General features: G+C 46.5%; 26 protein-coding genes. 13 read left to right on the forward strand and 13 right to left on the reverse strand.

The features are described 5' to 3' along the window. Nucleotides 1-43: 43 nt before the first annotated feature. Both BW42_RS13190 and BW42_RS13195 read right to left on the reverse strand, forming a co-directional pair. Nucleotides 44-997 carry a LacI family DNA-binding transcriptional regulator gene (locus BW42_RS13190; protein WP_035412034.1) on the reverse strand — a complete coding sequence of 318 codons (954 nt, stop codon included), beginning with the start codon at nt 995-997 and terminating at the stop codon, nt 44-46. A gap of 14 nt (nt 998-1,011) precedes the next feature. Further along, nucleotides 1,012-1,272 carry a hypothetical protein gene (locus tag BW42_RS13195; RefSeq protein ID WP_035412036.1) on the reverse strand — a complete coding sequence of 87 codons (261 nt, stop codon included), beginning with the start codon at nt 1,270-1,272 and terminating at the stop codon, nt 1,012-1,014. A gap of 171 nt (nt 1,273-1,443) precedes the next feature. Between BW42_RS13195 and BW42_RS13200 the strand changes: the two genes are divergently transcribed. Together BW42_RS13200 and BW42_RS13205 are read left to right on the forward strand one after the other, a co-directional pair. Next, nucleotides 1,444-1,902 (forward strand): MarR family winged helix-turn-helix transcriptional regulator, encoded by a 459-nt coding sequence (locus BW42_RS13200; RefSeq protein ID WP_035412039.1) that lies wholly within the window; start codon nt 1,444-1,446, stop codon nt 1,900-1,902. Between the two features lie 144 nt (nt 1,903-2,046). Next, a complete protein-coding gene (locus BW42_RS13205) occupies nt 2,047-2,679 on the forward strand; it encodes an NAD(P)H-dependent oxidoreductase (RefSeq protein ID WP_023469709.1) in 633 nt (210 codons plus the stop codon). 56 nt (nt 2,680-2,735) lie between these two features. Here BW42_RS13205 and BW42_RS13210 read toward each other — a convergent pair whose 3' ends face one another. Continuing rightward, nucleotides 2,736-3,461, reverse strand: a complete 726-nt coding sequence (locus BW42_RS13210) for a WecB/TagA/CpsF family glycosyltransferase (RefSeq protein ID WP_035412042.1) — start codon at nt 3,459-3,461, stop codon at nt 2,736-2,738. 80 nt (nt 3,462-3,541) lie between these two features. Between BW42_RS13210 and ung the strand changes: the two genes are divergently transcribed. Further along, nucleotides 3,542-4,201, forward strand: a complete 660-nt coding sequence (gene ung / locus BW42_RS13215; protein WP_197026245.1) for a uracil-DNA glycosylase — start codon at nt 3,542-3,544, stop codon at nt 4,199-4,201. A gap of 51 nt (nt 4,202-4,252) precedes the next feature. Here ung and BW42_RS13220 read toward each other — a convergent pair whose 3' ends face one another. Then, on the reverse strand, nt 4,253-5,083 hold the full coding sequence (locus BW42_RS13220) for a Cof-type HAD-IIB family hydrolase (protein ID WP_035412045.1): 831 nt from the start codon (nt 5,081-5,083) through the stop codon (nt 4,253-4,255). A gap of 124 nt (nt 5,084-5,207) precedes the next feature. Between BW42_RS13220 and BW42_RS13225 the strand changes: the two genes are divergently transcribed. From BW42_RS13225 to BW42_RS13250, 6 genes are all read left to right on the forward strand, one after another. After that, nucleotides 5,208-6,467: a hypothetical protein gene (locus BW42_RS13225; RefSeq protein WP_231496918.1), complete on the forward strand. Its 1,260-nt coding sequence runs from the start codon at nt 5,208-5,210 to the stop codon at nt 6,465-6,467. Between the two features lie 20 nt (nt 6,468-6,487). After that, complete coding sequence (locus tag BW42_RS13230) at nt 6,488-7,180, forward strand: response regulator transcription factor (protein ID WP_035412051.1); 693 nt, start codon at nt 6,488-6,490, stop codon at nt 7,178-7,180. Continuing rightward, complete coding sequence (locus BW42_RS13235) at nt 7,177-8,562, forward strand: cell wall metabolism sensor histidine kinase WalK (protein ID WP_035412052.1); 1,386 nt, start codon at nt 7,177-7,179, stop codon at nt 8,560-8,562. Before BW42_RS13230 ends, BW42_RS13235 begins: the two co-directional genes overlap by 4 nt. A gap of 93 nt (nt 8,563-8,655) precedes the next feature. After that, nucleotides 8,656-9,033: a DUF1499 domain-containing protein gene (locus BW42_RS13240; protein ID WP_035412055.1), complete on the forward strand. Its 378-nt coding sequence runs from the start codon at nt 8,656-8,658 to the stop codon at nt 9,031-9,033. Next, nucleotides 9,030-10,457: an NAD(P)/FAD-dependent oxidoreductase gene (locus BW42_RS13245; RefSeq protein ID WP_035412058.1), complete on the forward strand. Its 1,428-nt coding sequence runs from the start codon at nt 9,030-9,032 to the stop codon at nt 10,455-10,457. The genes BW42_RS13240 and BW42_RS13245 overlap by 4 nt, the downstream gene beginning before the upstream one ends. Before the next feature lie 3 nt (nt 10,458-10,460). Next, nucleotides 10,461-10,994, forward strand: coding sequence for a DUF420 domain-containing protein (locus tag BW42_RS13250; protein ID WP_035412061.1), 534 nt, complete (start codon nt 10,461-10,463; stop codon nt 10,992-10,994). A gap of 36 nt (nt 10,995-11,030) precedes the next feature. Here BW42_RS13250 and BW42_RS13255 read toward each other — a convergent pair whose 3' ends face one another. The 3 genes from BW42_RS13255 to BW42_RS13265 all read right to left on the reverse strand — a co-directional run bounded on the left by BW42_RS13255 (nt 11,031) and on the right by BW42_RS13265 (nt 12,902). Next, nucleotides 11,031-11,804, reverse strand: coding sequence for a flagellar motor protein MotB (locus BW42_RS13255; protein ID WP_035412064.1), 774 nt, complete (start codon nt 11,802-11,804; stop codon nt 11,031-11,033). Further along, the gene (motA, locus tag BW42_RS13260) at nt 11,779-12,564 is read right to left on the reverse strand and encodes a flagellar motor stator protein MotA (RefSeq protein ID WP_035412066.1); all 786 of its coding nucleotides are present in this window, start codon (nt 12,562-12,564) and stop codon (nt 11,779-11,781) included. The genes BW42_RS13255 and motA overlap by 26 nt, the downstream gene beginning before the upstream one ends. A 98-nt stretch (nt 12,565-12,662) precedes the next feature. Then, nucleotides 12,663-12,902, reverse strand: coding sequence for a hypothetical protein (locus tag BW42_RS13265; protein WP_023469697.1), 240 nt, complete (start codon nt 12,900-12,902; stop codon nt 12,663-12,665). A 160-nt stretch (nt 12,903-13,062) separates the two neighbouring features. Between BW42_RS13265 and BW42_RS13270 the strand changes: the two genes are divergently transcribed. Next, complete coding sequence (locus tag BW42_RS13270) at nt 13,063-14,454, forward strand: TrkH family potassium uptake protein (protein WP_035412070.1); 1,392 nt, start codon at nt 13,063-13,065, stop codon at nt 14,452-14,454. A 52-nt stretch (nt 14,455-14,506) separates the two neighbouring features. On the opposite strand, the gene BW42_RS13275 is transcribed toward BW42_RS13270, so the two are convergent. Beyond that, complete coding sequence (locus BW42_RS13275; protein WP_035412072.1) at nt 14,507-15,571, reverse strand: SDR family oxidoreductase; 1,065 nt, start codon at nt 15,569-15,571, stop codon at nt 14,507-14,509. Beyond that, on the reverse strand, nt 15,571-17,703 hold the full coding sequence (locus BW42_RS13280) for an ATP-binding protein (RefSeq protein WP_035412075.1): 2,133 nt from the start codon (nt 17,701-17,703) through the stop codon (nt 15,571-15,573). The genes BW42_RS13275 and BW42_RS13280 overlap by 1 nt, the downstream gene beginning before the upstream one ends. A gap of 345 nt (nt 17,704-18,048) precedes the next feature. On the opposite strand from BW42_RS13280, the gene BW42_RS13285 reads away from it, so the two are divergent. Both BW42_RS13285 and BW42_RS13290 read left to right on the forward strand, forming a co-directional pair. Next, nucleotides 18,049-18,393 (forward strand): restriction endonuclease, encoded by a 345-nt coding sequence (locus BW42_RS13285; RefSeq protein ID WP_231496919.1) that lies wholly within the window; start codon nt 18,049-18,051, stop codon nt 18,391-18,393. 171 nt (nt 18,394-18,564) lie between these two features. Then, complete coding sequence (locus BW42_RS13290) at nt 18,565-19,041, forward strand: hypothetical protein (RefSeq protein WP_023469691.1); 477 nt, start codon at nt 18,565-18,567, stop codon at nt 19,039-19,041. Nucleotides 19,042-19,086: 45 nt separating this feature from the next. Here BW42_RS13290 and BW42_RS13295 read toward each other — a convergent pair whose 3' ends face one another. Continuing rightward, nucleotides 19,087-19,710, reverse strand: a complete 624-nt coding sequence (locus tag BW42_RS13295; protein ID WP_035412080.1) for a DUF1836 domain-containing protein — start codon at nt 19,708-19,710, stop codon at nt 19,087-19,089. A 111-nt stretch (nt 19,711-19,821) separates the two neighbouring features. Between BW42_RS13295 and BW42_RS13300 the strand changes: the two genes are divergently transcribed. Then, nucleotides 19,822-20,469 (forward strand): diacylglycerol/polyprenol kinase family protein, encoded by a 648-nt coding sequence (locus BW42_RS13300; protein WP_035412085.1) that lies wholly within the window; start codon nt 19,822-19,824, stop codon nt 20,467-20,469. A gap of 3 nt (nt 20,470-20,472) precedes the next feature. Here BW42_RS13300 and BW42_RS13305 read toward each other — a convergent pair whose 3' ends face one another. The 3 genes from BW42_RS13305 to BW42_RS13315 form a co-directional block, all read right to left on the reverse strand. After that, complete coding sequence (locus tag BW42_RS13305) at nt 20,473-21,333, reverse strand: M48 family metallopeptidase (RefSeq protein WP_035412088.1); 861 nt, start codon at nt 21,331-21,333, stop codon at nt 20,473-20,475. A gap of 172 nt (nt 21,334-21,505) precedes the next feature. After that, on the reverse strand, nt 21,506-22,630 hold the full coding sequence (ald, locus tag BW42_RS13310) for an alanine dehydrogenase (RefSeq protein ID WP_035412092.1): 1,125 nt from the start codon (nt 22,628-22,630) through the stop codon (nt 21,506-21,508). Nucleotides 22,631-22,751: 121 nt separating this feature from the next. Further along, nucleotides 22,752-23,969, reverse strand: a complete 1,218-nt coding sequence (locus BW42_RS13315) for a CdaR family transcriptional regulator (protein WP_035412096.1) — start codon at nt 23,967-23,969, stop codon at nt 22,752-22,754. Between the last annotated feature and the right edge of the window lie 63 nt (nt 23,970-24,032).

Here is a 24,032-nt window from a genome sequence, read left to right on the forward strand (position 1 = left end):
CGACGAATTCAAATCGATGAACTCGTCGCTTTTTTATATGGATTCAGGTATAAGGAAGAACGGTCGTTCCAGCAATGAACGTTGACGGTACTTCGATTTGCGGACGAATATTCATATCGTTTCGAACTGTTAGCTGAAAAGCATGTCGTCCGATCGTAGCATATGGAATCGCGATCGTCGTCATCGATAAGACTTCAGCGAGTTCACTTCCATCAAAGCCAATGACAGAGAGATCTCCCGGGACCTGATAGCCTTGTTTTCGTAGTTCCAAGATCAGTCCCGCGGCAACGTGATCACTGGCAGTCAAGATGGCGCTCGGTCGTTGTTTCTGTTGCATCCAGCGCCTTGCGACGTTCGCACCATCTTCGATCGTCAATGTCTGTTCATAGACGAACGCGTCACTGACAACTTCTTGATACGCATGTTTACGCGCCAAACTATTCGTACTGTCGGGGCGCCAGAGACAAATACCAATGCTTGTATGTCCTTGTTGTCGTAGATGTGCAAGTCCCTGTTGAAAGGCCGTGTAGTGATCGATATAGACAGCAGCGACGTCTTCGTGGTGTTCACAAAAGACAATCGGTCCATAGCGTTCGTACGGTAAAATCGCTGATAACGGAAGGCTGTGCGACACGACGATGAGTGCGTCGATCTCCTGTTGCGCTAGCGCATCAAGAGCGAGTTGCTCATGCGTTTCCACATAATTCGTTTGCCACGTCAAGAAACGATAACTGGCGTCAAAAGCCGCTTGTGCGATGCCTTGGAGAATGGCGGCGTGATATGGATGATCAACGAATGGGAGCATGACACCGACCGTCTTCGTCATGCCCGTCGAAAGATGGACAGCGGTTTGATTACGGATATAGCCAAGTTTTACTATCGCTTCTCGGACAGCTTGTCGCTTCTCGTTCGCCACGTATGGGTGATCATTTAGTACACGTGAGACTGTCGTGACGGACACGTTTGCTTCACGTGCCAAGTCTCGGATGTTCGTCATCGCGCATCCCTCCTTTAGGTCTGGCGAGATAATCGTTGTTCAAGTCGGCGCCAATCCTGTCGGGAGACGGGAGCCGAGAATGGAGATGTCTGTTCAGCCAATTCATTGATTTTTGAGAGCAGTCGTGTTTTTTCTTGAGGAGACAAATCAGGATATTGATCAACCAACGTGTGTTGACACAAATAATAGCCTGCTGGTGTGTGCAATTGTTCAATCGCCCATTCAAAAGCAACATTCCGCTTGAATAGCTGGGTTAACCGAGTATGGATCGACATGATGATTACCTCCTTTTTAGTGTATATCAAGACGATAGGGTATGAAACGCGTTTCACGGCAAGAACTATTTTTGAGCAATGGATTGATTGAGAAAATTCAGCGAGAATTGACCGAGTAGACAAAGAAGTCTATGATTGTGACGATACAACACAAAGAGGGGCGAACGTAAAATGGAATCGACAGACTCGAAGCTGGCATTAAAAATGCTCGTTGTTCTATCTCGGACGATGCATGCGGTGACGGAGCAAGTAAAGGCAGACATCAAAACACATCAGTTGAATTTATCGGAATTCGGAGTCCTGGAATTGCTTTACCACAAAGGGGATACGCCTTTACAACAGATTGGCGATAAAATTCTGTTAACGAGCGGCAGTGTGACGTATGTCGTCGATAAACTCGAAAAGCGTGGATTGATTGCGCGAAAATCATGTGCGACGGATCGTCGTGTCACGTTTGGAACATTAACGGAAGCTGGACGCGAACTGATGGAAGAGACATTCCCGAAGCATGAAGCCTTTTTAGCAGACTTGTTCAAGGATTTGTCAGTGTCGGAAAAGGAACAGTTGATTGATCAATTGAAACGAATCGGTTTACGAGCCGAACATTATACGCCGCTCGAAAATGCATAAGGATTAGCACTCATATGATGGAAAAGGCTCAAGTCACGGACTTGAGCTTTTTTCTACAATCAGAAGTCAAACTAATTGACAAACGAAAAGGTGGTTGGTATGTTTAGTTACAGAATTTACTTTAAATAAAAGGGAGAAATAATAATGACTAAATTACTTTATGTAACTGTTAACCCAAAAGCTACAGAACACTCTTTCAGCCTTCAAGTCGGTGAAGCATTCCTCGAAAGCTACAAAGCAGCGAATCCTTCAGCTGAAGTAGAAGTTCTTGACCTATATAACGAAACAGTCCAAGAAATCGACACAGACGTGTTAAGCGCATGGGGCAAATTCGCAACAGGCGAAGAATTAACAGAAGTGGAGATCGCAAAAGTTGGTACGATGACAAAACATCTCGAACAATACATGGAAGCAGATGAGTATGTCTTCGTCACACCAATGTGGAACTTCTCTTTCCCAGCACGTCTCAAAATGTACATCGACAGCGTACTTCTTGCAGGTAAAACATTCGCTTACACTGCAGAAGGTCCTAAAGGTTTGATGGAAGGCAAAAAAGCACTCCACATCCAAGCGACAGGTGGCGTGTACACAGGATCTGGTCTTAACTTCGGTGATGACTACCTCCGTCAAGCACTTGCTTTCACTGGTGTAACAGACTACGATGCCCTCTTCATCGAAGGTATGGCGATGAACCCAGAAAAAGCAGAAGAAATCAAAGAAGCAGCAATCGCAAAAGCGAAAGAACTCGGTCGTTCATTCTCGACTGTCAACGCATAAGATAAGCGTAAAAAAGGCTCCCGCCGTGTCGGGAGCCTTTTTGTATTTGTATTGAGTTAAGAGAGCGTTGATTTTTTGCGAAGCACAAGCGTCAGGAAGAGCAACAAATCTTTTAATTTCTCAAAGCCGCGGGGATGCGTCGAGATACGATAGAGCCACTCTAGCTTGAGGCGACGGAATAATTTTGGAGCACGCTTACTATGTCCGGACCAGACATCGAATGCACCACCGACACCGATGAAGATGCCGTGATCGACTTGATCATAAACAGAAGCGATCCATTCCTCCTGTTTTGGCGCACCGAGTGCGACGAGGATAAGATCAGCTTGTGCTTCTGCGATCGCTTGCGTTGCTTCCTCTGTCTTTCCAAAACCGTGAAACGTTCCGACGAAGCGGATGTTCGGAAAACGAATCGATAACTGATGGATCAACGATTTCATAACTTCCGGGCGTCCACCAAGCAAAAAGACACGCTTCTTCAGTGCATCTGCCGTCCGCAATAGTTCACGTGCCGTCTCGATCCCTGGCAATGTCGCAGTGAGGGGCGCTCCCATTCGTTTACTGGCAGCGGTCACACCAATTCCATCTGGTGTGATAAACGTCGCCTGCCGTAAAATGGCTTCGTAAGAAGGTTCGCGCAATGCACGCAACACGAGCTCAGGATTCGCCGTGACAAGAAAGGCTTTTCCGCGGTCGTGTAAGATTGTTTTAATATGGGTATACCATTGCGAAGGTGTCGCATCGACGAATGGTAGTCCAAATAATTGTTTTGTCTGAATCATAGTTTCCCACCTCATCATCCATCATAGCAGAATCAAGACGTACGAACAGCGACTTGAGACTGAAAAAGGAGCGGATCCATGTGCATCCATCTTGGCAAACGGTGTTAAAAGAAGAAAAGGAAAAACCTTATTTTCAGGAATTGTGGGCTTTTTTGAAGGAAGCCTATCAAACGACGACCGTCTATCCTCCGAAAGAGCGGATCTTTCATGCGTTTGATGCGGTCGCACCGGAAGACGTCCGGTGCGTCATTTTAGGACAAGATCCCTACCATGGTCCACGACAAGCGAACGGACTCAGCTTTTCTGTCCATGACGGAGTTCCGATCCCGCCGTCCCTTCGAAACATGTATAAGGAACTCGTCGCGGATATCGGTTGTCCGGCTCCGACATCCGGAAATCTCGAAGCTTGGTCACGACAAGGTGTCTTTTTACTGAATACGTCGCTCACGGTTGAAGAAGGAAAAGCGGGATCGCATGCTAAAAAAGGCTGGGCATCATTCACGGATCGGGTCATTGAAGTCCTAGGAACACAGACACAACCGATCGTGTTCATCCTATGGGGAAATCATGCGAAGAGTAAAAAGGTGCTGATTGATACGAATCGTCATCTTGTTCTCGAAGCCGTTCATCCAAGTCCCTTATCAGCGAGCCGAGGATTTTTCGGTAGCAAACCTTATTCGCAAACGAATGCTTGGCTGAAAGAGCAGGGAAGAGAGCCAATTGACTGGTGTTTATCGTAAATCAAAAGCGTGTGTTCCGTTGAATGCGGAACACACGCTTTTTTGAGTTACTCAGTGACTTGAGATAGTCGGTTCTTCATCCATCATGAACTTTTCGACGACGAGGGCGACACCATCTTCATCGTTCGAAGCAGTCATATACTGGGCTTTTTCTTTAACGGTATCGGCTGCATTCGCCATCGCGACGCCAAGACCTGCCCATTCGATCATCGATAGATCGTTGTTGCCGTCTCCACAAGCAATGACTTCTTCCTGAGCGATACCAAGCTTCTCAGACAGTAAGGCAAGGCTTGTGCCTTTTGTGACACCGTCTTCCGTGAATTCAAGGAAAAATGGCTTTGAGCGAGCAACCGCGAGTTCCCCTGCAAGCTCTTGTTGAAGCGTCTGCTCGACCCGCGCGAGGTGTGTCTCTTCTGCCATCATTAAACACTTGACGACAGGTGTTTGAATCGCTGTTTTAAAATCAGCGACGGGAATGATGTCCATACCAGTCAATTGTCCTTCGAGTGTCGTATACTCATTCGGCTGTTCTGTCAGAATCTCATGTCCGACATACGTGTGAATGTAGACATCCTCCCGTTTACTTACATCATAAAGACGATGGACCGTCTCCGGAGAGAGGGTACTGAGGAAAAGTGATTCGTTCGTTTTGCAATCGATGATCGAAGCTCCGTTGAAGCTCAGGATGTAGCTTCCGTATCGTGCGAGTTCTAGTTCTTCTGCAAGATCAAGCATCGCATATGTCGGACGACCGCTTGCAAGAACGACTTTCTTCCCGCGACGTTGCGCAGCAAGTAAGGCTTCTTTCGTACGTGGTGAAATCGTATGATCACTTGTCAACAAGGTATCATCTAAATCGAGAACAATCATTTTGTACGTCATACATTCAAACCCCTTTCAATTATCTGTATATCGTAACAACTTGTGTCCCATTCGACAATATACTCTCCATTGAGAGAGTATGATAAAGTGGAAACAGAGCCCGTACGGAAAGGATTCCAACTTTATGAAATATCTCTTCATGATCATATCAAGTCTATTATTAGCAGGATGCAGTACGATGTTTCCGCATCCCGCCTCTCTACTCCAACATCCGTCCCTTCCGGCATGGGAGCAGTCGTTGAAAGAGCGGATTGACCGCGATTTGCCGAAACAGGCAGAAATCGTGGCGCCACGAAATCAAGCAGTATCCCGTCTATACGAACTCGTTGATTTAGATCGAAACGGTAAGGATGAGGCGATCACCTTCTACCGTAGTGAGCAGGATGGACGTTTCACGATTCATCTTCTCGTTCATGAACGACAAGGTGAAAAATGGCGACTTGTGACACGGCAGACAGTTGCTGATGGGCGAGCCATCGATCGACTCGAAGTCGTATCTGACGCGCAACATAAACAAAACCATTTAGTCATCGGGATTACCAGTTATGGTGAAAACACGTTATATATCATTGAACAGCTGTTGTCGAAGCAACGAGATGTCACGAAGGTGGATCGGTATGACCGCCTGTCGGTGGATGATTTGAATCAAGATCGCGAGCGAGATATGGTGCTTCTACAAAAGGGAAGTCCATCTCGTTTGATCTATTATAAGGATATCTTGTCGAAAAAGCGTCAAGAGACGACGCTAGCGACAAAAGATGGCGATTTATTCGCAGAACATGATTTATTTGAAGTCGATACGATCAATGCTGCGCGCAATAAAGGCTTGATTGTCTCTTATACACGTGATGCTAAGATGCACATCGCATTATTCCGTTTAGCGAACGATACGTTGGAACAAGTGCGCTTCGGTCAAGTCGATGAGATCCTTGAACCGATGTATACGTTTCCGAAGGATGTCGATCAAGACGGAATCGTCGAGTTCGGTCATCAATATACGCCGGGCGGTAGTGAAGGGCGTGAAGGTGAGCCGAAGCCACGTATCACCGCGTACTATACATGGAATGGATCGGACAATCCGCCATTTCTTGAGAGTGGATTCGAACTACGGGAAGAGCAGTACATTGATCAGGAATACAATTTCGTTATGCGTTTCCCGGCCAATTGGGCGACACGGGAAACGATCGAAAAACGTGAAAATCGCGTTCGTTTCATCAATCGGGATACGAAGCAGGTTGATTTTGAATTAGAGATCATTCCAAAGAATCAATACATTGCTAGTGACCAAAAACGAAAAATTAAAGAGGGCATCGATTATGTCTATGTGATCGATGCGACGAAGGATTATGAAATGTTCGTCAATCGTGTCACACTCGTGGAATAAAGAATCAGGGGGAGAAAAGAATGACCAAAATACTAGTAGCCGAGGATGAACACGCGATTCGCAGTTTCATCGTCATCAATTTGAAACGGGCAGGCTATGACGTCATTGAAGCGGAAAACGGAAAAGAGGCACTCGCGCAATTTGATCAACAAACCTTTGATATTCTGTTACTGGATATCATGATGCCGGAAGTCGATGGTTTCGCTGTCTGTGAACAGGCGCGGGCGAAGGATGAAGTGGTCGGGATCATCATGCTGACGGCACGGACGCGAGAAGAAGATAAAGTCATGGGACTAAGCGTAGGGGCGGATGACTACATCGCGAAGCCGTTCAGTCCAGCAGAATTACTCGCACGTATCCAGTCGCTCCTGCGACGGGTAGAGACATTACGCCGCAGAAAACAGCCGCGTGAACTTGTTTCTGGACCGTTCCGAATTGATTTAGGAGCGAAGCGTGTCCAAAAAGACGGCATTGACGTCGAAGTGACGCCGACTGAATATGATTTACTTTGTCATTTCATTAAAAATGAGGATCAAGTCATGTCGCGAGATGAACTACTCGATGCGGTATGGGGCGAGAACTATTTCGGCGATCGAAAGACAGTCGATGTCAACATTCGCCGTCTTCGTCAAAAAATCGAAGAAAATCCAGCGGAACCGAAGTTCATCGAGACGTTGTGGGGACATGGATACAAGTGGCGTAACGAAGAATGAAGCGCCAGATATTAATGCGGTTCATGACGATCATCACGGTGACGGTCCTACTTGTCATCGGGATTCTCTCATTCGTGACCTATAACTATTATTACGTGACGGCGACGGATGTCTTGAAACGTCATGCGAATGCGAGTGCGGTGTTGTTTGCAAATAGTGGTCTCGCTTATGATTACACGGATTCAGAAGCGACGATTCATGATGTACTCGATTCTTATGCCTATCCAGATGCAGAAATCGAAGTGTTGGATGCGACAGGCATTCCGCGTTATTCCTCGACAGGGTTCATTTCGCAACGTAAATTGACGCGAGAGGCAGTCAATCAAGTAAGAGCGGGTCAAACCGTCACGAAACGATATGACGATGAGGCGACGGGAGAGCATTTGCTGGAAGTGACGGAACCTGTCGTGTCATTCGGTCAGACGACGGGAGCGCTCCGTTATACGACATCGCTTGAACGAATCGACCGACGTGTGATTGAAATTTGTTTAGCGATCGTCCTCTTGGGTACAGTAGTTTGGGGACTTGCCTTCATTTATTCCTCACGTCTGGTGTCTTCGATCGTTCGACCTATCCAAGAGGTAATCGGTGCGTCGGACCAAATCGCGAAACAACATTACGACGTTAAGGTGAACGAGGAGTATTCGTTCGAACTTGGAGAACTAGCACGGACAATCAATTATATGGGGCAACAGATCAAACAACAGGAAACATTGAAAGATGAATTCATTTCGGGTATCTCCCATGAGTTACGGACACCGTTGACATCGATCAAAGGCTGGAGTGAGACGTTACTCGTCGAACAGGATCAGTTGCCGGAAGAGGCGTCGCTTGGGATGGGCATCATTCATTCAGAGACGGAGCGTTTGATTTCGCTCGTTGAACAGTTACTCGATTTCTCAAAACTCGAGACGAGTCGTCTCGTCCTATACCGTCAGGAAGTCAACTTAACGGAAATCATCGAGACCGTCGCAGCGCAACTACGTCAAAAGCTGGAAGAGAAAAATGTTCAGATTGTGCAAAAGTTACCGGCGCAAGTCATTGGTCTATACGACGAAAACCGATTGAAACAAGTCTTCTTGAACCTGCTTGATAATGCAATCCGTTTTTCACCAATTGGAGGAGCGATTACGGTTCGACTCGTTCGTTCCGAGCGTGTGTTATTCCTTTCTTTCAGTGACGAAGGACCTGGTATTCCGAAAGAACACCTACGTCATGTCACGGAAAAGTTTTATCAAGTGCAAAAAGGAAAGGGCGGAACGGGACTCGGGCTATCGATTTGTCGAGAGCTTGTTGAAGCACATGAAGGCAAGCTATTCATCGACAATCAGCCAGAAGGCGGCGTCATCGCGACGATTCTGCTCCCTGTCACGAAAGCGTAAACACTCAGACAGGCAGAGTGAAGCAGAAACTGGTAAAGTAAAGTGGATTATAGTACGAAATGGATCAGATGATAGGAAACGGAGGAATCAGTCATGGCACTTGGTGTTTCAAATGGTACGCTTCAACCGCTCTCCGGAAAACCGAATGCGGTATCTACTCAAACCGATCTACAGGATATGAAAATGCGTCCGCTCCCGTTCAAAGGAACGCTTGCGGATTCGAAGTTCCACCTCTTACGTATTCTACAAAGCCTCGACCGAGTCAAAATCGTTAAGGAGGAAGGAACATACATCCATGCCATCTTCACGAGTAAAGTCTTTCGCTTCAAGGATGACGTCGAATTTTACTTCGATGAAGCCGCACAAATGATTCATTTCCGTTCGGCATCACGTGTCGGATACTCTGACTGGGGCGTCAACCGTAAACGGATGGAAGACATCACACGTCGGTATGAGGAGGGTTTGCGATGAAGACCTATCAATTAGTTGTCATCGGTGGTGGTGCAGCCGGAATGACGATTGCTGCCGGTGCAGCAAGTCTTGGTGCACATGTTGCCCTGATTGAACGTCATGCACATCTAGGTGGAGATTGTCTCCATTATGGTTGTGTTCCTTCAAAGGCTTTGATTGAAGCCGCACACGACGTGCACGTCATGAAGCGGACGGCTGAAAAATACAACGTGACGCTGAACGGAGACGCGGTCTATTCTAAAACGAAAGCAAGCGTTGATCGTGCGCGTAACATCATTCAATCACATGATGGAACGAAACGATTTGAAGATCTTGGTGTCGATGTCTATATCGGAGAAGCGACATTCCTTAGTGCACATGAAGTCGAAGTAGCGGGACAGCTTGTCGTTGGTGAAAAGTTTGCGATCTCAACAGGATCCCAACCGATCATTCCACCGATTGATGGACTAGATACGATCGATTATTTAACGAACGAGACGATCTTTGAATTAACAGAGCGTCCTGAGCGGCTGCTCGTTATTGGTGGTGGGGCGATCGGTCTTGAGCTGTCGCAAGCTTACGCACACCTCGGAACGGAAGTCACAGTTATCGAGGGCATGAAGACGCTGCTCGGAAAAGAAGATCGTGACATGGTCGAAGTCATTCAACGTCAGCTCGAGCAAGAATTGACGTTGCATCTCGATACTAAGGTCACGCATGTCCGCAAGTCAGCTGGAGGCATCGAAGTGACGGTCGAAGCAAATGGGGAATCACGTGTCATCGAAACGGATGCCGTTCTTGTCGCGGTCGGTCGTAAGCCACGCATCGAGGCGTTACGTCTTGACCGGGCTGGTGTTCATGTCGAAAAAGGATTCGTCCAAGTCGACGGTTCGCTCCGGACAAGTCAGCGGCATATCTTTGCCGTCGGAGATACGATTGATTCCTTACCGTTTACGCACGTCGCAGGACTAGAAGGAAAAACCGTCGTCACAAATGCTTTGTTCGGTTTACGGACGAAACCTGATTATCGAGCGGTCCCGTGGGTAACATTCACAACGCCTGAATTGTTCCATCTCGGTTTGACAGAAGAAGAAGCACGTAAGAAACACGGTGACATCAAGGTCTACCAGACGGGTCTCGATGAAGTGGATCGTTTCGTCATCAATGGTCAGACGGAAGGGCGCGTCAAGCTCATCGCCGATAAACGCGGGAAACTGATCGGGGCACATGCGATCGGAGAACAAGCCGGCGAGTGGATGCAAGAAGTCGTCTATGCAATGGCACGTAAAGATAAGGTCGGTCAACTGTCACGTGTCGTGCATCCGTATCCGATTCGTGGTGCTGCCGTTCAGCGTGCTGCTGATGTCTACTGGCGTGAGCGTTTATTCGCTGGTCCGATCCCAAAATGGTTGAAACGTTATTTCGACTGGAAACAAGGAGAATGATTCATGCAACAACCTGCTACTAAACGGAATTTTGTCCCACTCGTCATCCTGTTGACTCTTGTCATCAACTTGCTCGTGGCTCTCTTATTTTTTGCGCCACCTGTACAAGTCGACTCAGGATTCGATTGGACGTTACTTCCTTTTTTGAACGCCATCTTTAATAGTTTTACCTTCATGCTGTTGCTCGGCGCATGGATTTCGATTCGTCGCGGTAACCGCGTGAATCATCGCCGCTTCATTGGTGGTGCGATGACGACGACGACTCTATTCTTGATTTCATACGTCACGTACCATGCAGTCAGTGAATCGACGAAGTTTGGTGGAGAAGGATTTATTCGTCCGATCTATTTCTTCATCTTGATTACGCACATCATTCTAGCTGCAGTCATCGTCCCGCTCGTCTTGATGTCACTTGCACATGCTGTGAATCAAAATTTCGAAAAGCATAAAAAATGGACACGCTTTACGATGCCGCTTTGGTTATACGTCAGCTTGACCGGTGTCATCGTCTATATCATGATTCGTCCGTATTATTGAAAAGATCCTTCGTGGGTAACCACGAAGGATCTTTTTTTACGTGCCGGACTTAACTTTCGTTTCGTCGAGTACGTTTGCTTTTAAGTCGATCAATGGTCGAATCAATACCTCGACACGTCGATTCTGACTACGACCGGCTTCTGTTTGATTGGACGCAATCGGTTGGAACTCTCCGTAACCGCTGACAGTAAACCGTTTTGGTTCGAGCTTTGGATTGCGTTGTAAGGCACGCATGAAACTGATCGCCCGGTCTGCACTGAGTTCCCAGTTTGATGGATACTGTGCCGTATTGATTGGGATATTATCCGTATGACCGGAGACTTGAATCTGACGTTGTCCTGCCTTGACGAGTAGTGCACTCATGCCTTCTGCGATTTGAAGCGAGCGTCCTCTTACTTCTGCTTGAGCTGGCGAGAAGAGGGCTCGGTCACGAATCGTGAAGACAAGTCCTTCATTTGTAATTTCCACCTTGATGTCTTTTTCGAGTTGTTCATTTTTGATATATTTGTTTGCTTCGTCTTTAATCTTCTCGAGTTCTGCGATTTCATAGCTTTGTGCCTTCGTTCGCGCGTCGAGTTTTTTCGAATCCTCTTCTTCTTGAGTGGAGAGCGAGCTGTTCGTAATCATCCCTGAACCACCATTGAAGACGGAGCTAAACGACTGGGACATCGCTTTTAGCTTGACGGCATCGACATTACTCGAAGCAAAAAGAACGATGAAGAGTGCTAGAAGTAAGGTCAATAAGTCGGCGTAGGGAATCAACCAGCCTTCGGAGATATGTTCGTCATGCGGCTTCTTTTTCCGCTTCATAGTTCGCACGCTCCTTCGGTGTCAGGTACACGAGTAGCTTATCTTCTAAGTTTTTTGGTGATTCACCGTTTTGGATCGACAGAATGCCTTCGATCATCATCTCGTACAGTTGAATCTCGCTCGCTGATTTTTGCTTCAATTTCGTTGCGAACGGGAACCAAAGGACATATCCGGTGAAAATCCCGAACAACGTCGCGATGAAGGCACCTGAGATCGCATGACCTAATTTTTCAATATCTGACAGATCGGATAAAGCGGCAACAAGACCGACGACGGCACCGAGAACCCCAAGGGTCGGAGCGTAAGTTCCAGCTTGCGTGAAGATGTTTGCATTGGCATGATGCCGTTCCGTCATGTTTTCGAGGTCGCGCGTCATGACGTCCTCGACATATTCAGACGGCTGCCCATCGATGACCATCATGACACCACGCTTCATGAACGCATTGTCGACTTCTTCTAAAGCTGCTTCTAATGACAGCAGTCCTTCTTTCCGTGCTTGCGTCGAAAGTGTCAGAAACTGTCCGAGTAAGACTTGTTTCGTCATTAATTTTTGTTCGAAAAAGATGACTTTAAACAGTGCCGGTAGTACCTTTAGGCGTTCCTTCGGGAAGGAAATCATGATGGCAGCGGCTGTCCCGACGAAGATGATGACGAGGGCTGCAGGGTTAAGTAGGGCGACTGGAGGCGCACCTTTTAAGATCATTCCTCCGATCAATGTGATAAGACCTAGTATGATCCCGATTATCGACACGATATCCATGATTGATGTGTGCCACCTTTCTGTATGTAATGCGTATAAGAACGAAAAATAAAAGAGCAGAAGACACTTCTTCTGCTCGGAAATCCAAAAACCGAGAATCAAGCGCCGTTTTCATCGATTAGCATTTGAATGCTTTCGTTTCGTTCGTCACGCTCTATATCGGTCAGTACGTCGTATTTTTTTAACACTTGATACAATTCATTTAGAATCGGTTGCTCCAAATGTAGTGACAAGAGTTCCTCAAATTGATAATACAATTGCGCAGGCATCCATTGTGATTGCCGTTCCAGCCTTCGCCAGACATCCTCAATCGAATGATCAGCCGTCTTAGGGTCCACTGTTTCCCTCAACCTCCTTTAATGATTACACGTCCACTTTTATCTAGTTTACCAAAAAAATAAGAAAACGTTTAGTCGATTGCATATTTCGATAGAACTTCTTAATTCGAGGGAGTATGATAAAGACAATTCTGTCTGAAAAAAATCTAGGGGGAGTAAGATGTTCTCGCATAAAAGACGTTCACCACTGGCACGTTTTGGTCGTGTGGGTGAATTGATGTACCATCAGTTGTTCGATAAACCGGCACGCTTCATCGCGACGGGTTTCACATTGACGATTTTGCTAGGTGGTTTTTTGTTATGGTTGCCTATTTCGCAACAGGAGGGGCAAGATATTTCCTTCATCGATTGTTTGTTCGTCGCGACTTCTGCCGGAACCGTTACCGGTCTATCGACGATTAATATCGCGGAAGCCTTTAATCTGTTCGGGCAACTTATCATGATGCTCTTGATTCAGGTCGGAGGGCTCGGCTTCATGACGATTGCGCTCGTCTTGCTGAGCGTGACAGGGCGAAAGATCGGAATTCGTCAGCGCATCATCATCCAAGAAATGTTCAACCTCGATAGCCCAGGGGGAACGATTCGTCTTGTTCGAAATATCATCGTCACGACAGTCCTTGTCGAAATCGTTGGTATGTTCTTGATTGCGCTCGATTTGTTCATTCAATACAAATATAGCTTTGGGAAAGCACTTTACTACGGTTTGTTCCATGCCGTATCTGCCTTTAACAATGCAGGGTTCGCACTTTGGGGCGATAACTTGATTGGTTTCCAACAAGATACGACGTTCATCCTGACGATCGCGGCGCTCTTGATGATTGGTGGATTAGGCTTTACGGTCATTGCTGACATCGCGGGAAAACGAAGCTTCAAAAAAATCTCCCTACACTCGAAATTGATGGTGCTGTCGTTATTCGTCATTAACGGACTGGGTGTCTTAGCGATGATGCTCTATGAATGGGTGTCTCACTTAGGTTCATTACGCGACGAGTCGTTCTTTCATGCACTTCATATCGTATTCTTCCAAGTCGTCACGACACGGACGGCTGGTTTCCAGACAATCGACTTAACGACGATGGTGCCGCTCTCGATCGGCTTGATGATGGTCTTAATGTATATTGGAGCAGGTTCCGCGTCGACAGGCTCCGGGATCAAGGTTACGACGGCGGCGGTCATCTTAAAGAATGTCTGGACGTATCTACGCGGACAGCGTGAGACCGTTCTGATGCGACGGACGGTGCAAGCACAGGCAATCCAAAAAGCGTATGCGATTGCTGTCTTCAGTTTATTGTTCATCGCTTTGATTACGACGCTCCTTGCGTTGAGTCAACCGAATCTATCGTTCATCGGTCTATTCTTTGAGACCGTCTCTGCATTCGGGACGGTCGGTCTATCATTGAATGTGACACCAGAGTTAAATAGCTTTGGGAAGTTCTTGATCATGTTCATGATGCTGCTCGGGCGTGTGGGATCCTTGACGATCTTGTTCACGTTTGCGGCACAACGAGACCGAACGATTCGTTATCCAAAAGAAAATATGTTGATCGGGTAACCGATAAAAAAAGTCCAATCGACTTCCCTTAGGGAAGAGCGATTGGACTTTTTTAGTGTGTCGCGTGTGTTTGGTAATACTGGACGAGCCGAGGCATCGTTTCTGTTAGGTCCGGACAAATGATTCCAGTATCTCGTAAATCACGTAAGACCTGTGTTGTATCGTATTGAACAGGATGGATGAAATAATCGAGTGTCTGACGTTGCATCTGGAGTCGTTTTGCGACGGTGGGTGTCAACGCTGTACTGATGAGCCGAAATGGTACGATACCACGCGGGTAACGTCCATAATAGGCGACATGTAACATCTCGAAAATCGCGCGTGCGCCATGTGGAAATGGATCCGTCAGATGATATGTCTTATTTTTTCCGGCGGGTGCATGACTGAGATAAGCAGTCGCTTCAATGACATAATCATATGGCACGAGATTGACGAGCGCGTTTGCTCGACCAGGATACGGAAGAGGAGCAAAGGATTGCAGAAGACGCATCGCGTTCAAAACGAAATAAACACCATCCCATTTCGGTGTTTCACCTGTTTCAGAATGTCCAACGACGATGCCGGGGCGGATGATTGTATAGGGAATCGTTCCGAGTTCTTTGCGTAAGCGCACTTCAGCAAGGTATTTTGTTTCTTCGTAAGCATTTTTAAAGCGACTTGTCTGTAATTCCTCTTCGAGAATCGTGCCGGAGCGCAGACCGGAGACATACGCTGTACTGAAGTAGATGTAGCGTTCTAAAGCACGGCATGTGCGGGCAAACTGTGTCACGTTCGCGGTACCGATGACATTGATCCGAAAGGCAGGTTCATATGCCGTAGCTAAATCGTACAGTGCGGCGAGATGAAAGATATGTGTGACCTCTTGTTGCAGGATCATCCGTGTATCAGACGACAAAGCAAGTTGTTCGAGCGTGATATCGCCTTCGTGCAACACGAGTTGCTCAGGTCGTAAGGATGTGCGTTCTAAAAGATCATCGCGTCGCTTAACAGCTGCGTTTCGTTCTGACGATAAATGAAGCACATGAAAACAAGCGATTTGATCTGGAATACGTGCGAGTTGTTCAATTAGTTTGGTCGCTAAAAAGCCGGGAAAACCCGTCATGAAATAGGTCCGCATCAATTCCATTCCTTTCTTGGATCGCGTTCGAGAACGACGGTGAACGTCGAACCATCATTGATTTCTGATTCAACTGAAATCGCTCCTCCGTGTGATTCGATGATTTCCTTACAGATGGCAAGACCGAGTCCGGTACCACCAATTTTCCGGATGTCCGAGTTATCGACCCGGTAAAATTTCGTAAAGAGTTTGTCGAATGCATTTTGTGGAATACCGAGTCCGTAATCGGTCACGGAGAACGTCGCTTTCTCTTCGTTTGCCGAGAGACGGACTTGGATGTGATCCGCCTGCGGAGAGTATTTAATAGCATTCGAAAGCAAGTTCAACATGACTTGCTTGATTTTGTGCTCATCCGCAAAAACGAGTACAGGATCTTCCGGCAGTTCCAATTCAATCCGGTGTTCGACGGTTTCCCGATAGGCATCGACGGTCGATGTGAGGAGATCGCGTAATGAGAACGAGGTAAAGATATACTCCTGTTTTCCACCCTCTAGACGCTGAATATCTAAAAACTCATTTAATAGTGTCGTCAGCCGTTTGGTCTCTTCATGAACGATTTCGACATAACGTTTGATTTTATCAGCTGGTTGCTCTCGGTAGCGAAGCAATTCCATATACCCAAGGATCGATGAGAGTGGCGTCCGTAACTCATGCGATACGGTACTGACAAGTTCATCCTTGACTTGATCCATCTTTGCTTCCTCAGTTCGGTCACGGAAAACGAATAAGAAACCATGACGAGAAATACGACTCTTTTCCTTCTTGATCGCCGTCGCATAAAATTCAAAATAAAGTGGACTTGATTCGTTCGGTCGCTGCAACGTAAAACGAAACGATAGTTCAGAATGTTTTCCGGCGAGTAGCTCTTCGACTTGTCGTAACATATCGAATCGGGTATTCAAATCAAGATTCGGGATCAAGCTGATCCGTTCTTGGATCTTACTTGGCGCAATCCCTGGTACATCAAGTAACTTGCGTGCTTTGACGTTCATGAAGATGAAACTTCCATCCTCTTCCGTCAGCAGGAATCCTTCATTAGAGGCTTGAAGAATCGATTGTGTGATGTCACGTTGACGCATGATGGCATTTTTTTCACGTTCAAGCATTTTCTCGATTTTTTTTCGTTCCGTGATATCACGAACGACGGCGACTCGCATGCGAATATTGTTGTAGATGATTTCACGTGGGAAAACTTCGATTTCGACAGAAGTTCCGTCAGCACGTTGACCAAGAACTTCATAGGGCTCTTCTCGATGCTCTTCGATTCGTTGTAAGACACGCGCATGATGATCCGGATGAATCAACTCAAGTGTCGTTTTTCCTTTCATCTTTTCAAGCTTCGTCCGGAAGATGACCTCTGCTGCACGGTTGGCATCGATGATGATGCCATGATCATGAAAAATGACGGCTTCGACGACGGACTCCGAGAAGAGTCGGAAGCGGCGTTCACTTTTCGTCAGGTGCCATTCGATTTGTTTTTGTGTCGTGATGTCCTGAATGAGTAAAAAGTACGTATCATTCGGCAGACGTGTCATATAAAGCCGTCCATGGAACGTCGAACCATCCAGACGATGATAGGTCCATTCATTTTCCGCTTCCCGACCATGGAGTAAGAAGAGTTGTTCATCTGATAAATCTTTTAAGTTCAGTTGTTCAAGATGTTGACGGCGGGTAGCGACTTCCTTTGCGTCATGGAGAATCGTCGGTTTTAGACCGATGATGTCTTCAGCAAGATCGAATCGGAATAAGGTACTGGCTACCTCGTTGTATGCTCGAATCCGAAACTCCGGATCTGTGATGAATAAGGCAGCATCAAGCGTTGAATCGAATAAGTCTTCTATTTTAAGAGAAGCGACATGGACAAGAAAATAGTCCGTCTCTTCAATCGCTGTGACTGTTAACTGATGTGTCGTCAAAATGACGGTTTCCTGTTGGATCGGAAACAAATCATCCGTAATCGAAAAAAGTTCCTGGATCGTTTCTTTATCCGGAGCGGTCATGAACTGGTGTTGAAACGCGTCATTATGAAAGTGAATCTTTCCATCTGCATCGACAAGAAGTACGGGTTCTTTCATAGCACGTAACGTCGAATGGATGATCCGTAGCGATGAAGGAGATGAATGTTCTGCCATGAGCTACCTCCTGACTGGTCTTCGACCGTGGATTTTAAGACAGTCTTTCCTCGTTAGTTTACTTCTGCAAGACGAGCCGCGTTTCCTGTCGAAGGAAGCAACCAACGAAGAATTTTAGTATAGTGAAAAAAAGGTCACGACGAAGTAGAGGGGAAAAGTAGGATGAAACAATTAAAAAGAAAACGATTGTTACTAGCAGCTTTGTTTGCCATGATAGGAATTTTCGGAACTTATTTTTTTTCGAGTTCTTGGGAACCTTTAATCTTAATCATCAGTATAGTAGGGTGTATCCTTTTTCTTCTTTTGTCCGTTTTAACGCCGTCGCTTGAAAAAAGACTCGATCGAATGGAAGGACGAGAATTTGAAGAATGGCTTGCCGATTTATTTGAAACAGCAGGATATCGGGTCGAGTTGACACCTGCCTCACGCGACTTCGGAGCAGATTTGTTGATAGAGGATGAACGAGGGTATAAGATTGCCATCCAGGCGAAGCGATACAGTGCGGCTGTAGGGCTCGAAGCGGTTCAACAGGTCGCTGCCTCGGTTCCATTCTACGAAATGGACGAGGGATGGGTCGTTACGAATTCGACCTTTACAGAAGCCGCGTATCAACTGGCAGAACCGAATCAAGTTCGCCTCATCGATCGGGAAGAATTGCTCGCATTTGCAAAGGAGATGAACCTGCATTGAACTTGTCGAATGATTGTCGACAAAAGGGGGTTGTCAATTTGAAGAAACGGTGCAATAATCATTTTCGTTAACGAAATATCATACAGATAAAGAAAGTTAAACTATACAGGATGTCTAAATAAACTGGGGACGAAAAACCAGCACGTTTTAGCAGTGAGAGGAGAATTTCTGTTGCGCAAAGTTGTCTATGTGCAGGGTTGCGTTTTTTCGCAAGGTCATGCCGCGATTTATGATGAAGCGCACCAAATGATCGGTGCGGTTCAACACGACGAAAACGGTCGTGTTCAAGTAATGAATGGTGAAGGTAGAGGGGTAGCGTTTGGTAAGTTCATTCCGACATGTAAGAAATGGGTCGTGATGAACCATGATGGACAAGAGGTAGGTCAAATGCGCGAGAAGTTTTCGCTCTTCTCGAAGAAATGTGAGTACAACGTATATGAGCGTGGTACGTTCACGATTTCCTTCGACCTGACAAAAGGAAAATTCTCCGTACGGAGTGCAGCCGGAGAAGTCGTTGCGGAATTATTGCAGGACGGTGATGAATACCGTCTTGTCAAGGATGCTGACAAGCTCTCGATGTACGAACTACTCTCTGTCCTGAAAAGTCTGACGAACAACGTCCACTATAAATCACTGACAGCTGTTTAAATAAAAAAAGATGCCTTCCATGACATGGATGGCATCTTTTTTTCATCATGTCGTTTGCAGGACATGATGGAGGCGTTGTTTGGCTTCGTGTGTCAAATGCGACACACGACGGGCGTAGAGGCAGAGTTGTAAGACATGAACAGTTTCAGGGCGGTAGGCGTTAATCCGCTCGAGCGAGCGTTTGAGACGCTTCTCCGTTAATTCGATCGGTCCACTTGTCTCCGCGTGCTGCGTATAGACGAGATAAAAATTAAGAGGGCTGATTAAATCATCCTCATCGATATTGGGGTTCTGGAAGACGATCGTCAGCAGTTCCCGTGTTTCTTCTAACGAGAAGAGGTGTTTTAAATCATCCAACAGGTAGATGATGGCGGCTTGATTGATCGAGTATTTTTTCCCACGATGCGGTACGCCGATGATGTCCCGAACTTCACGTTTCGTCCAGTTCTGGATCGTCGTCGCTGACATGTGTTCTCCGATTAGAGCATTTGCCAAATGAACGATTTCATTGATCGATAAACCATTTTTTAATGGATCGAATTGTTTCAGGCGATTGATGACCTTTGGCAATTCCGTTCCTTCTATTGCGACGAGGGGTTCGATTCCTTTCCCCTCGTTCAGGCGTTGCAGACAACTTGATAATGTTTGGACTGCTTGAGCATCATACATTTCCAAAACTTCCTCTCTAGGACGTCATTTGACCTTATGTTATCAAATGAAGGTTCAATAGGGCAAATGGCAACTAAAACAACGTACAATAATAGGAAAGGGGGAATCACGATGGAATGGTTTGCTGCCATTGGCACGATTGGAATCGTCGGCTTCATTCTCGTCATTCTTGAATTCGTTGGACGTCGTTTCGGTTTTTCTCCCGAGACGGTTCGGAAATGGATTCATGTCGCTGTCGGTCACTGGGTATTTCTTGCGCTGCTATGGCTTGATCACTGGTACATCGCGATCGTACCATTACTTTTCTTTGCTCTCGTCAATCTGTTGACATTACGAAAAGGAATTGGACAGATGCATGGCGTCGACCGTCCTTCTTATGGAACGGTCTATTATCCGCTCGCATTGGCAGGACTCGTCCTATTCTTCTTCGAACGACAACCGATGGCACTTGTTGCGGGAAGCATGGTGCTCGCTTGGGGAGATGGTCTCGCGGCACTCGTCGGAAAACGCTTCGGGAAGACGTTTTACGTCCGCGGTGAGACGAAACGTTCCTTTGAAGGAAGTATCGCTTTGTTTTTAGCGTCATTCCTTGTTTTGACTGTAACGTTCTTATTTTATGGACAACCGATTTGGCTCGCTGTCAGTTACGGCTTCTTGCTTGCAAACATCGCAGCCTTAATCGAAGCAATCTCATATCGCGATCTCGACAACTTAATCTTGCCATGGACGATCGCGGCACTCGTTGCGTTTGCTTTTTGACTTTCAGTCGTGTAACAACAATTGTTTGAAATAGAGAAAACGTAGTCGAATATAGTCTGGGTACGCACGCCATCCTGCATGACGGATGGTCATATCTCGACACATATCACGGAAAACATAGCGATAGATTTTTTCTTCGGAATCGTCATAAACAGCTGCGTACAAGCCGTGCTCGAGCATATTGGAAATGCGTTCGTCGAGTTTAGCGTAGAGTGTATCGTCGCTGTCTTCACGCAATGTAGCATGTAGCATCTCGTATTGAATACCTTGATTAGCAGAAGCAGTCGCATGAAAGACAGCCGTTTTATCGAGATGAGATACCCCGATGATTAACGCATAGAGTGTTTCCAACATATCGATCGAATGACCGTCTAGTTGTTGGATGGAATCAATAGCCATCAGCGTATCGATTCCAGATGCGCCAACTTTCTTTAAATATGTAAACGCATGGACGGCTGATTCTCCATAAAATTGTCGATGATTGTAATGGACGGCAAGAGAACGATGTCCTGCCGGTTCTTCCGGGAAACGTGTGATGGCTGAAAGGAAAAACTGTTCTGCTTCGTGCATATATCCTTCCTCTTCACTGATGATACCGAGAAGAATGTATCCTTGCACATGCTCGCCGATTTGCTGGTGCGTCTCTTCAATAAGTCGACGCGCTTGAGTGAGTTCGTTCTTAAAATAAAGGGAATGGGCTGTAGCAATGTTGAGCAATGGATGGGATGGAACAAGAACACGTAAGCGCTCGGTTGCGGCAATACGTACGTTCTCTTCTGTATCAGATGTCAGTGCTTCGAGTAACGCAACTTCAGCGACATGGCTCTGAAGTTCATGAGAATGAGCGGTTACGGTTTGTGTCATGTAATGAAATCACCTCTATTAGTTCAAAATCATATATTTTCATTTTCATCATATGACAAGCCGAGTGGTGCCTCAAGAAATAATAAAGAGATTCGTCCGCAATTTCTTCTTTTCATAAAAAATAGCCGATCATTCCTAGAAAAGGAAGCATCGGCTATTTTTACTTTCGAAATTATGCGTGTAAGTGAAGTACATCTTCAACGGATTTGTACGTGTATCCGAGATCGCGTGCGACCGCTTCATACGTGACGAAGCCTTGCGCGACATTCAATCCTTTTTCGAGAGCATCGTTTTCAGCAAGCGCACGATGTGTGCCTTTATTCGCGAGTTCAAGGACATACGGAAGCGTTGCGTTCGTCAATGCCAGGGTAGACGTACGTGGAACGGCACCCGGCATGTTCGCGACCGCGTAATGAACGACACCGAATTTTTCGTACGTTGGATCATCATGCGTCGAGATGCGGTCAACCGTCTCAAAGATTCCACCTTGGTCGATGGCAACGTCAACGATGACAGCACCTGGCTTCATCCGTTTGACCATGTCGGCAGTGACGAGCTTCGGTGCTTTTGCACCTGGAATCAAGACAGCACCGATGACGAGATCACTTTCAGCGACCGATTCAGCAATCGTGTACGGGTTTGAGATCAATGTATTGATCGAGTTACCAAAGATATCATCTAACTGGCGAAGGCGTTCTGGACTAACATCAATGATCGTAACATCTGCACCAAGACCGACAGCGAGTTTCGCAGCATTTGTTCCGACGACACCGCCACCGATGACTGTTACTTTTCCACGACGAACCCCAGGGACACCTGCAAGCAGGATGCCCATACCACCGTGTGGTTTTTCCAAGAACTGTGCACCGATTTGTGATGCCATACGACCGGCGACTTCACTCATTGGTGTTAATAATGGAAGTGTGCGGTTCTTCTCGACTGTCTCATAAGCGATTGCTGTGATGTTCGAATCAACGAGTGCACGTGTCAGTTCTGGCTCAGCAGCTAGATGGAGATACGTGAATAATGTCAGGTCCGGACGGAAATATTGGTACTCTGAAGCGATTGGCTCTTTGACTTTTAAAGCCAGTTCGGCTGTTGCCCAGACTTCAGCAGCAGTCGCGATGATTTCAGCACCAGCTTTGACGTACTCCTCGTTCGTGAAGCCACTCCCCATGCCTGCCATCGATTCAATGATGACACGATGTCCTTGTGCATGTAACGCTGCTACCCCGGCAGGTGTTAATGCAACACGGTTTTCGTTGTTTTTGATTTCCTTTAATACTCCAATGATCATGTGAACGCGATCCCCTTTCGCAAATAAACAAATCAATTTCTCTTCTTCTTCAGTATACGAGAAATGAAAGCGCTCTACTTTATCGGCGTTTTCAAAAATAACCGATATCCTTTGTGTAAAATCACAAAGGATATCGGTCTGCTTTTAGGTACAAATAAAGTAAGGAACGTTCGGGTAATGATTCCATCCGGATACCAGCTTCCTCCTCGATCCGTCGCATCCGATATAGGATCGTATTCGGATGAACATGGAGATGGGAAGCGACTTGCTTGACGTTCCCATCATAATGAAGAAACCATTCTAGCGTCTCACATAAAGAGGAGGCATGTTTCACATCGTAAGCACGCAATCGCTCGATTTCTTCGAGACGAACCGTTCGTCGTCGCAAACGTTCTGAAAAAATTGGCAAGAGCTGAAACAAGCCGAGACGTTCGTAACGCGTCACGTTCTTCAGTTCGAATGGAAAGGCATCTTTCAAACGTAAGACGATACCCGCCTCTTCGTAACGCTCCGGAAGCGCATGGACGCCCGTGAAGACTTCACTACTTGCCGCAACGAAATCCGTATAATCAAACCGCTCCGCAAGCAATTGACGGAAGGACTGAATGAAGGCGTCAAACTGTAGACGCTCTTGTTCTGCGTCGCGGTCGTTTGTGCTGATCCACAAGATAAAATCTGTTTCATCATATGCGTAAAGTAATGGACGAACCGTCTGTTGGATCGTCAATAAATAGCGCAGACGATCCGCAAGTCGTGGTGTGATTGCTTCTGAAAAACGGATGACCATCAAACGACTAATGCCAGGGGGTGCGACATGGAGCTTAGAAAACATTTTCAGGATCTCCGACTCGGATAGTTCTTCATGTAATAACTCAAAGAAGAATTGTTCCGTCTGCTCTTCCTTCCGTTTTTTCTGCATGTCGATCGCTAGTAATTGACGTTGAGCAAGCAGAGCTCCTTTCTTTAAATCTGCTAGTTCTGATGGAGTGAACGGGGTACTGCGAGCAATCGACCAAATGTAGCCGAGAATTTCTGAATCTTGTTTGATGGCAATGGCGACGCGGTCATTCAGTCCAACATCCGTGCGCGCAGAAATGATGAGCGGATCGTCTTGAGTAGCGAGACTCTGGATGACTTCGTCTTTCCAGAGTTGGTCGATGACCGATTCCGGTACCCGGCGACCGATGATCGTTGCGACACGAGCAGGGTCCGTGTCAGCAGTATGCGTACTATAGGCAAGGAGACGGTGATTACGATCTTCAATCGTAATCGGCGCATTTAAGGCGATACCGATCGCTTCCGCTAAATCGTCTAACGAATGGTATGAAGCTTCTAACATGGAGGAATCCCTTCTTTCTCTCTCGTTCAGTATCTTTAGTATAGCTTCTGTTGTGTGAAATCA

Origin of the sequence: Exiguobacterium sp. RIT341, from assembly GCF_000632205.1 — a bacterium.
GTDB lineage: Bacteria > Bacillota > Bacilli > Exiguobacteriales > Exiguobacteriaceae > Exiguobacterium_A.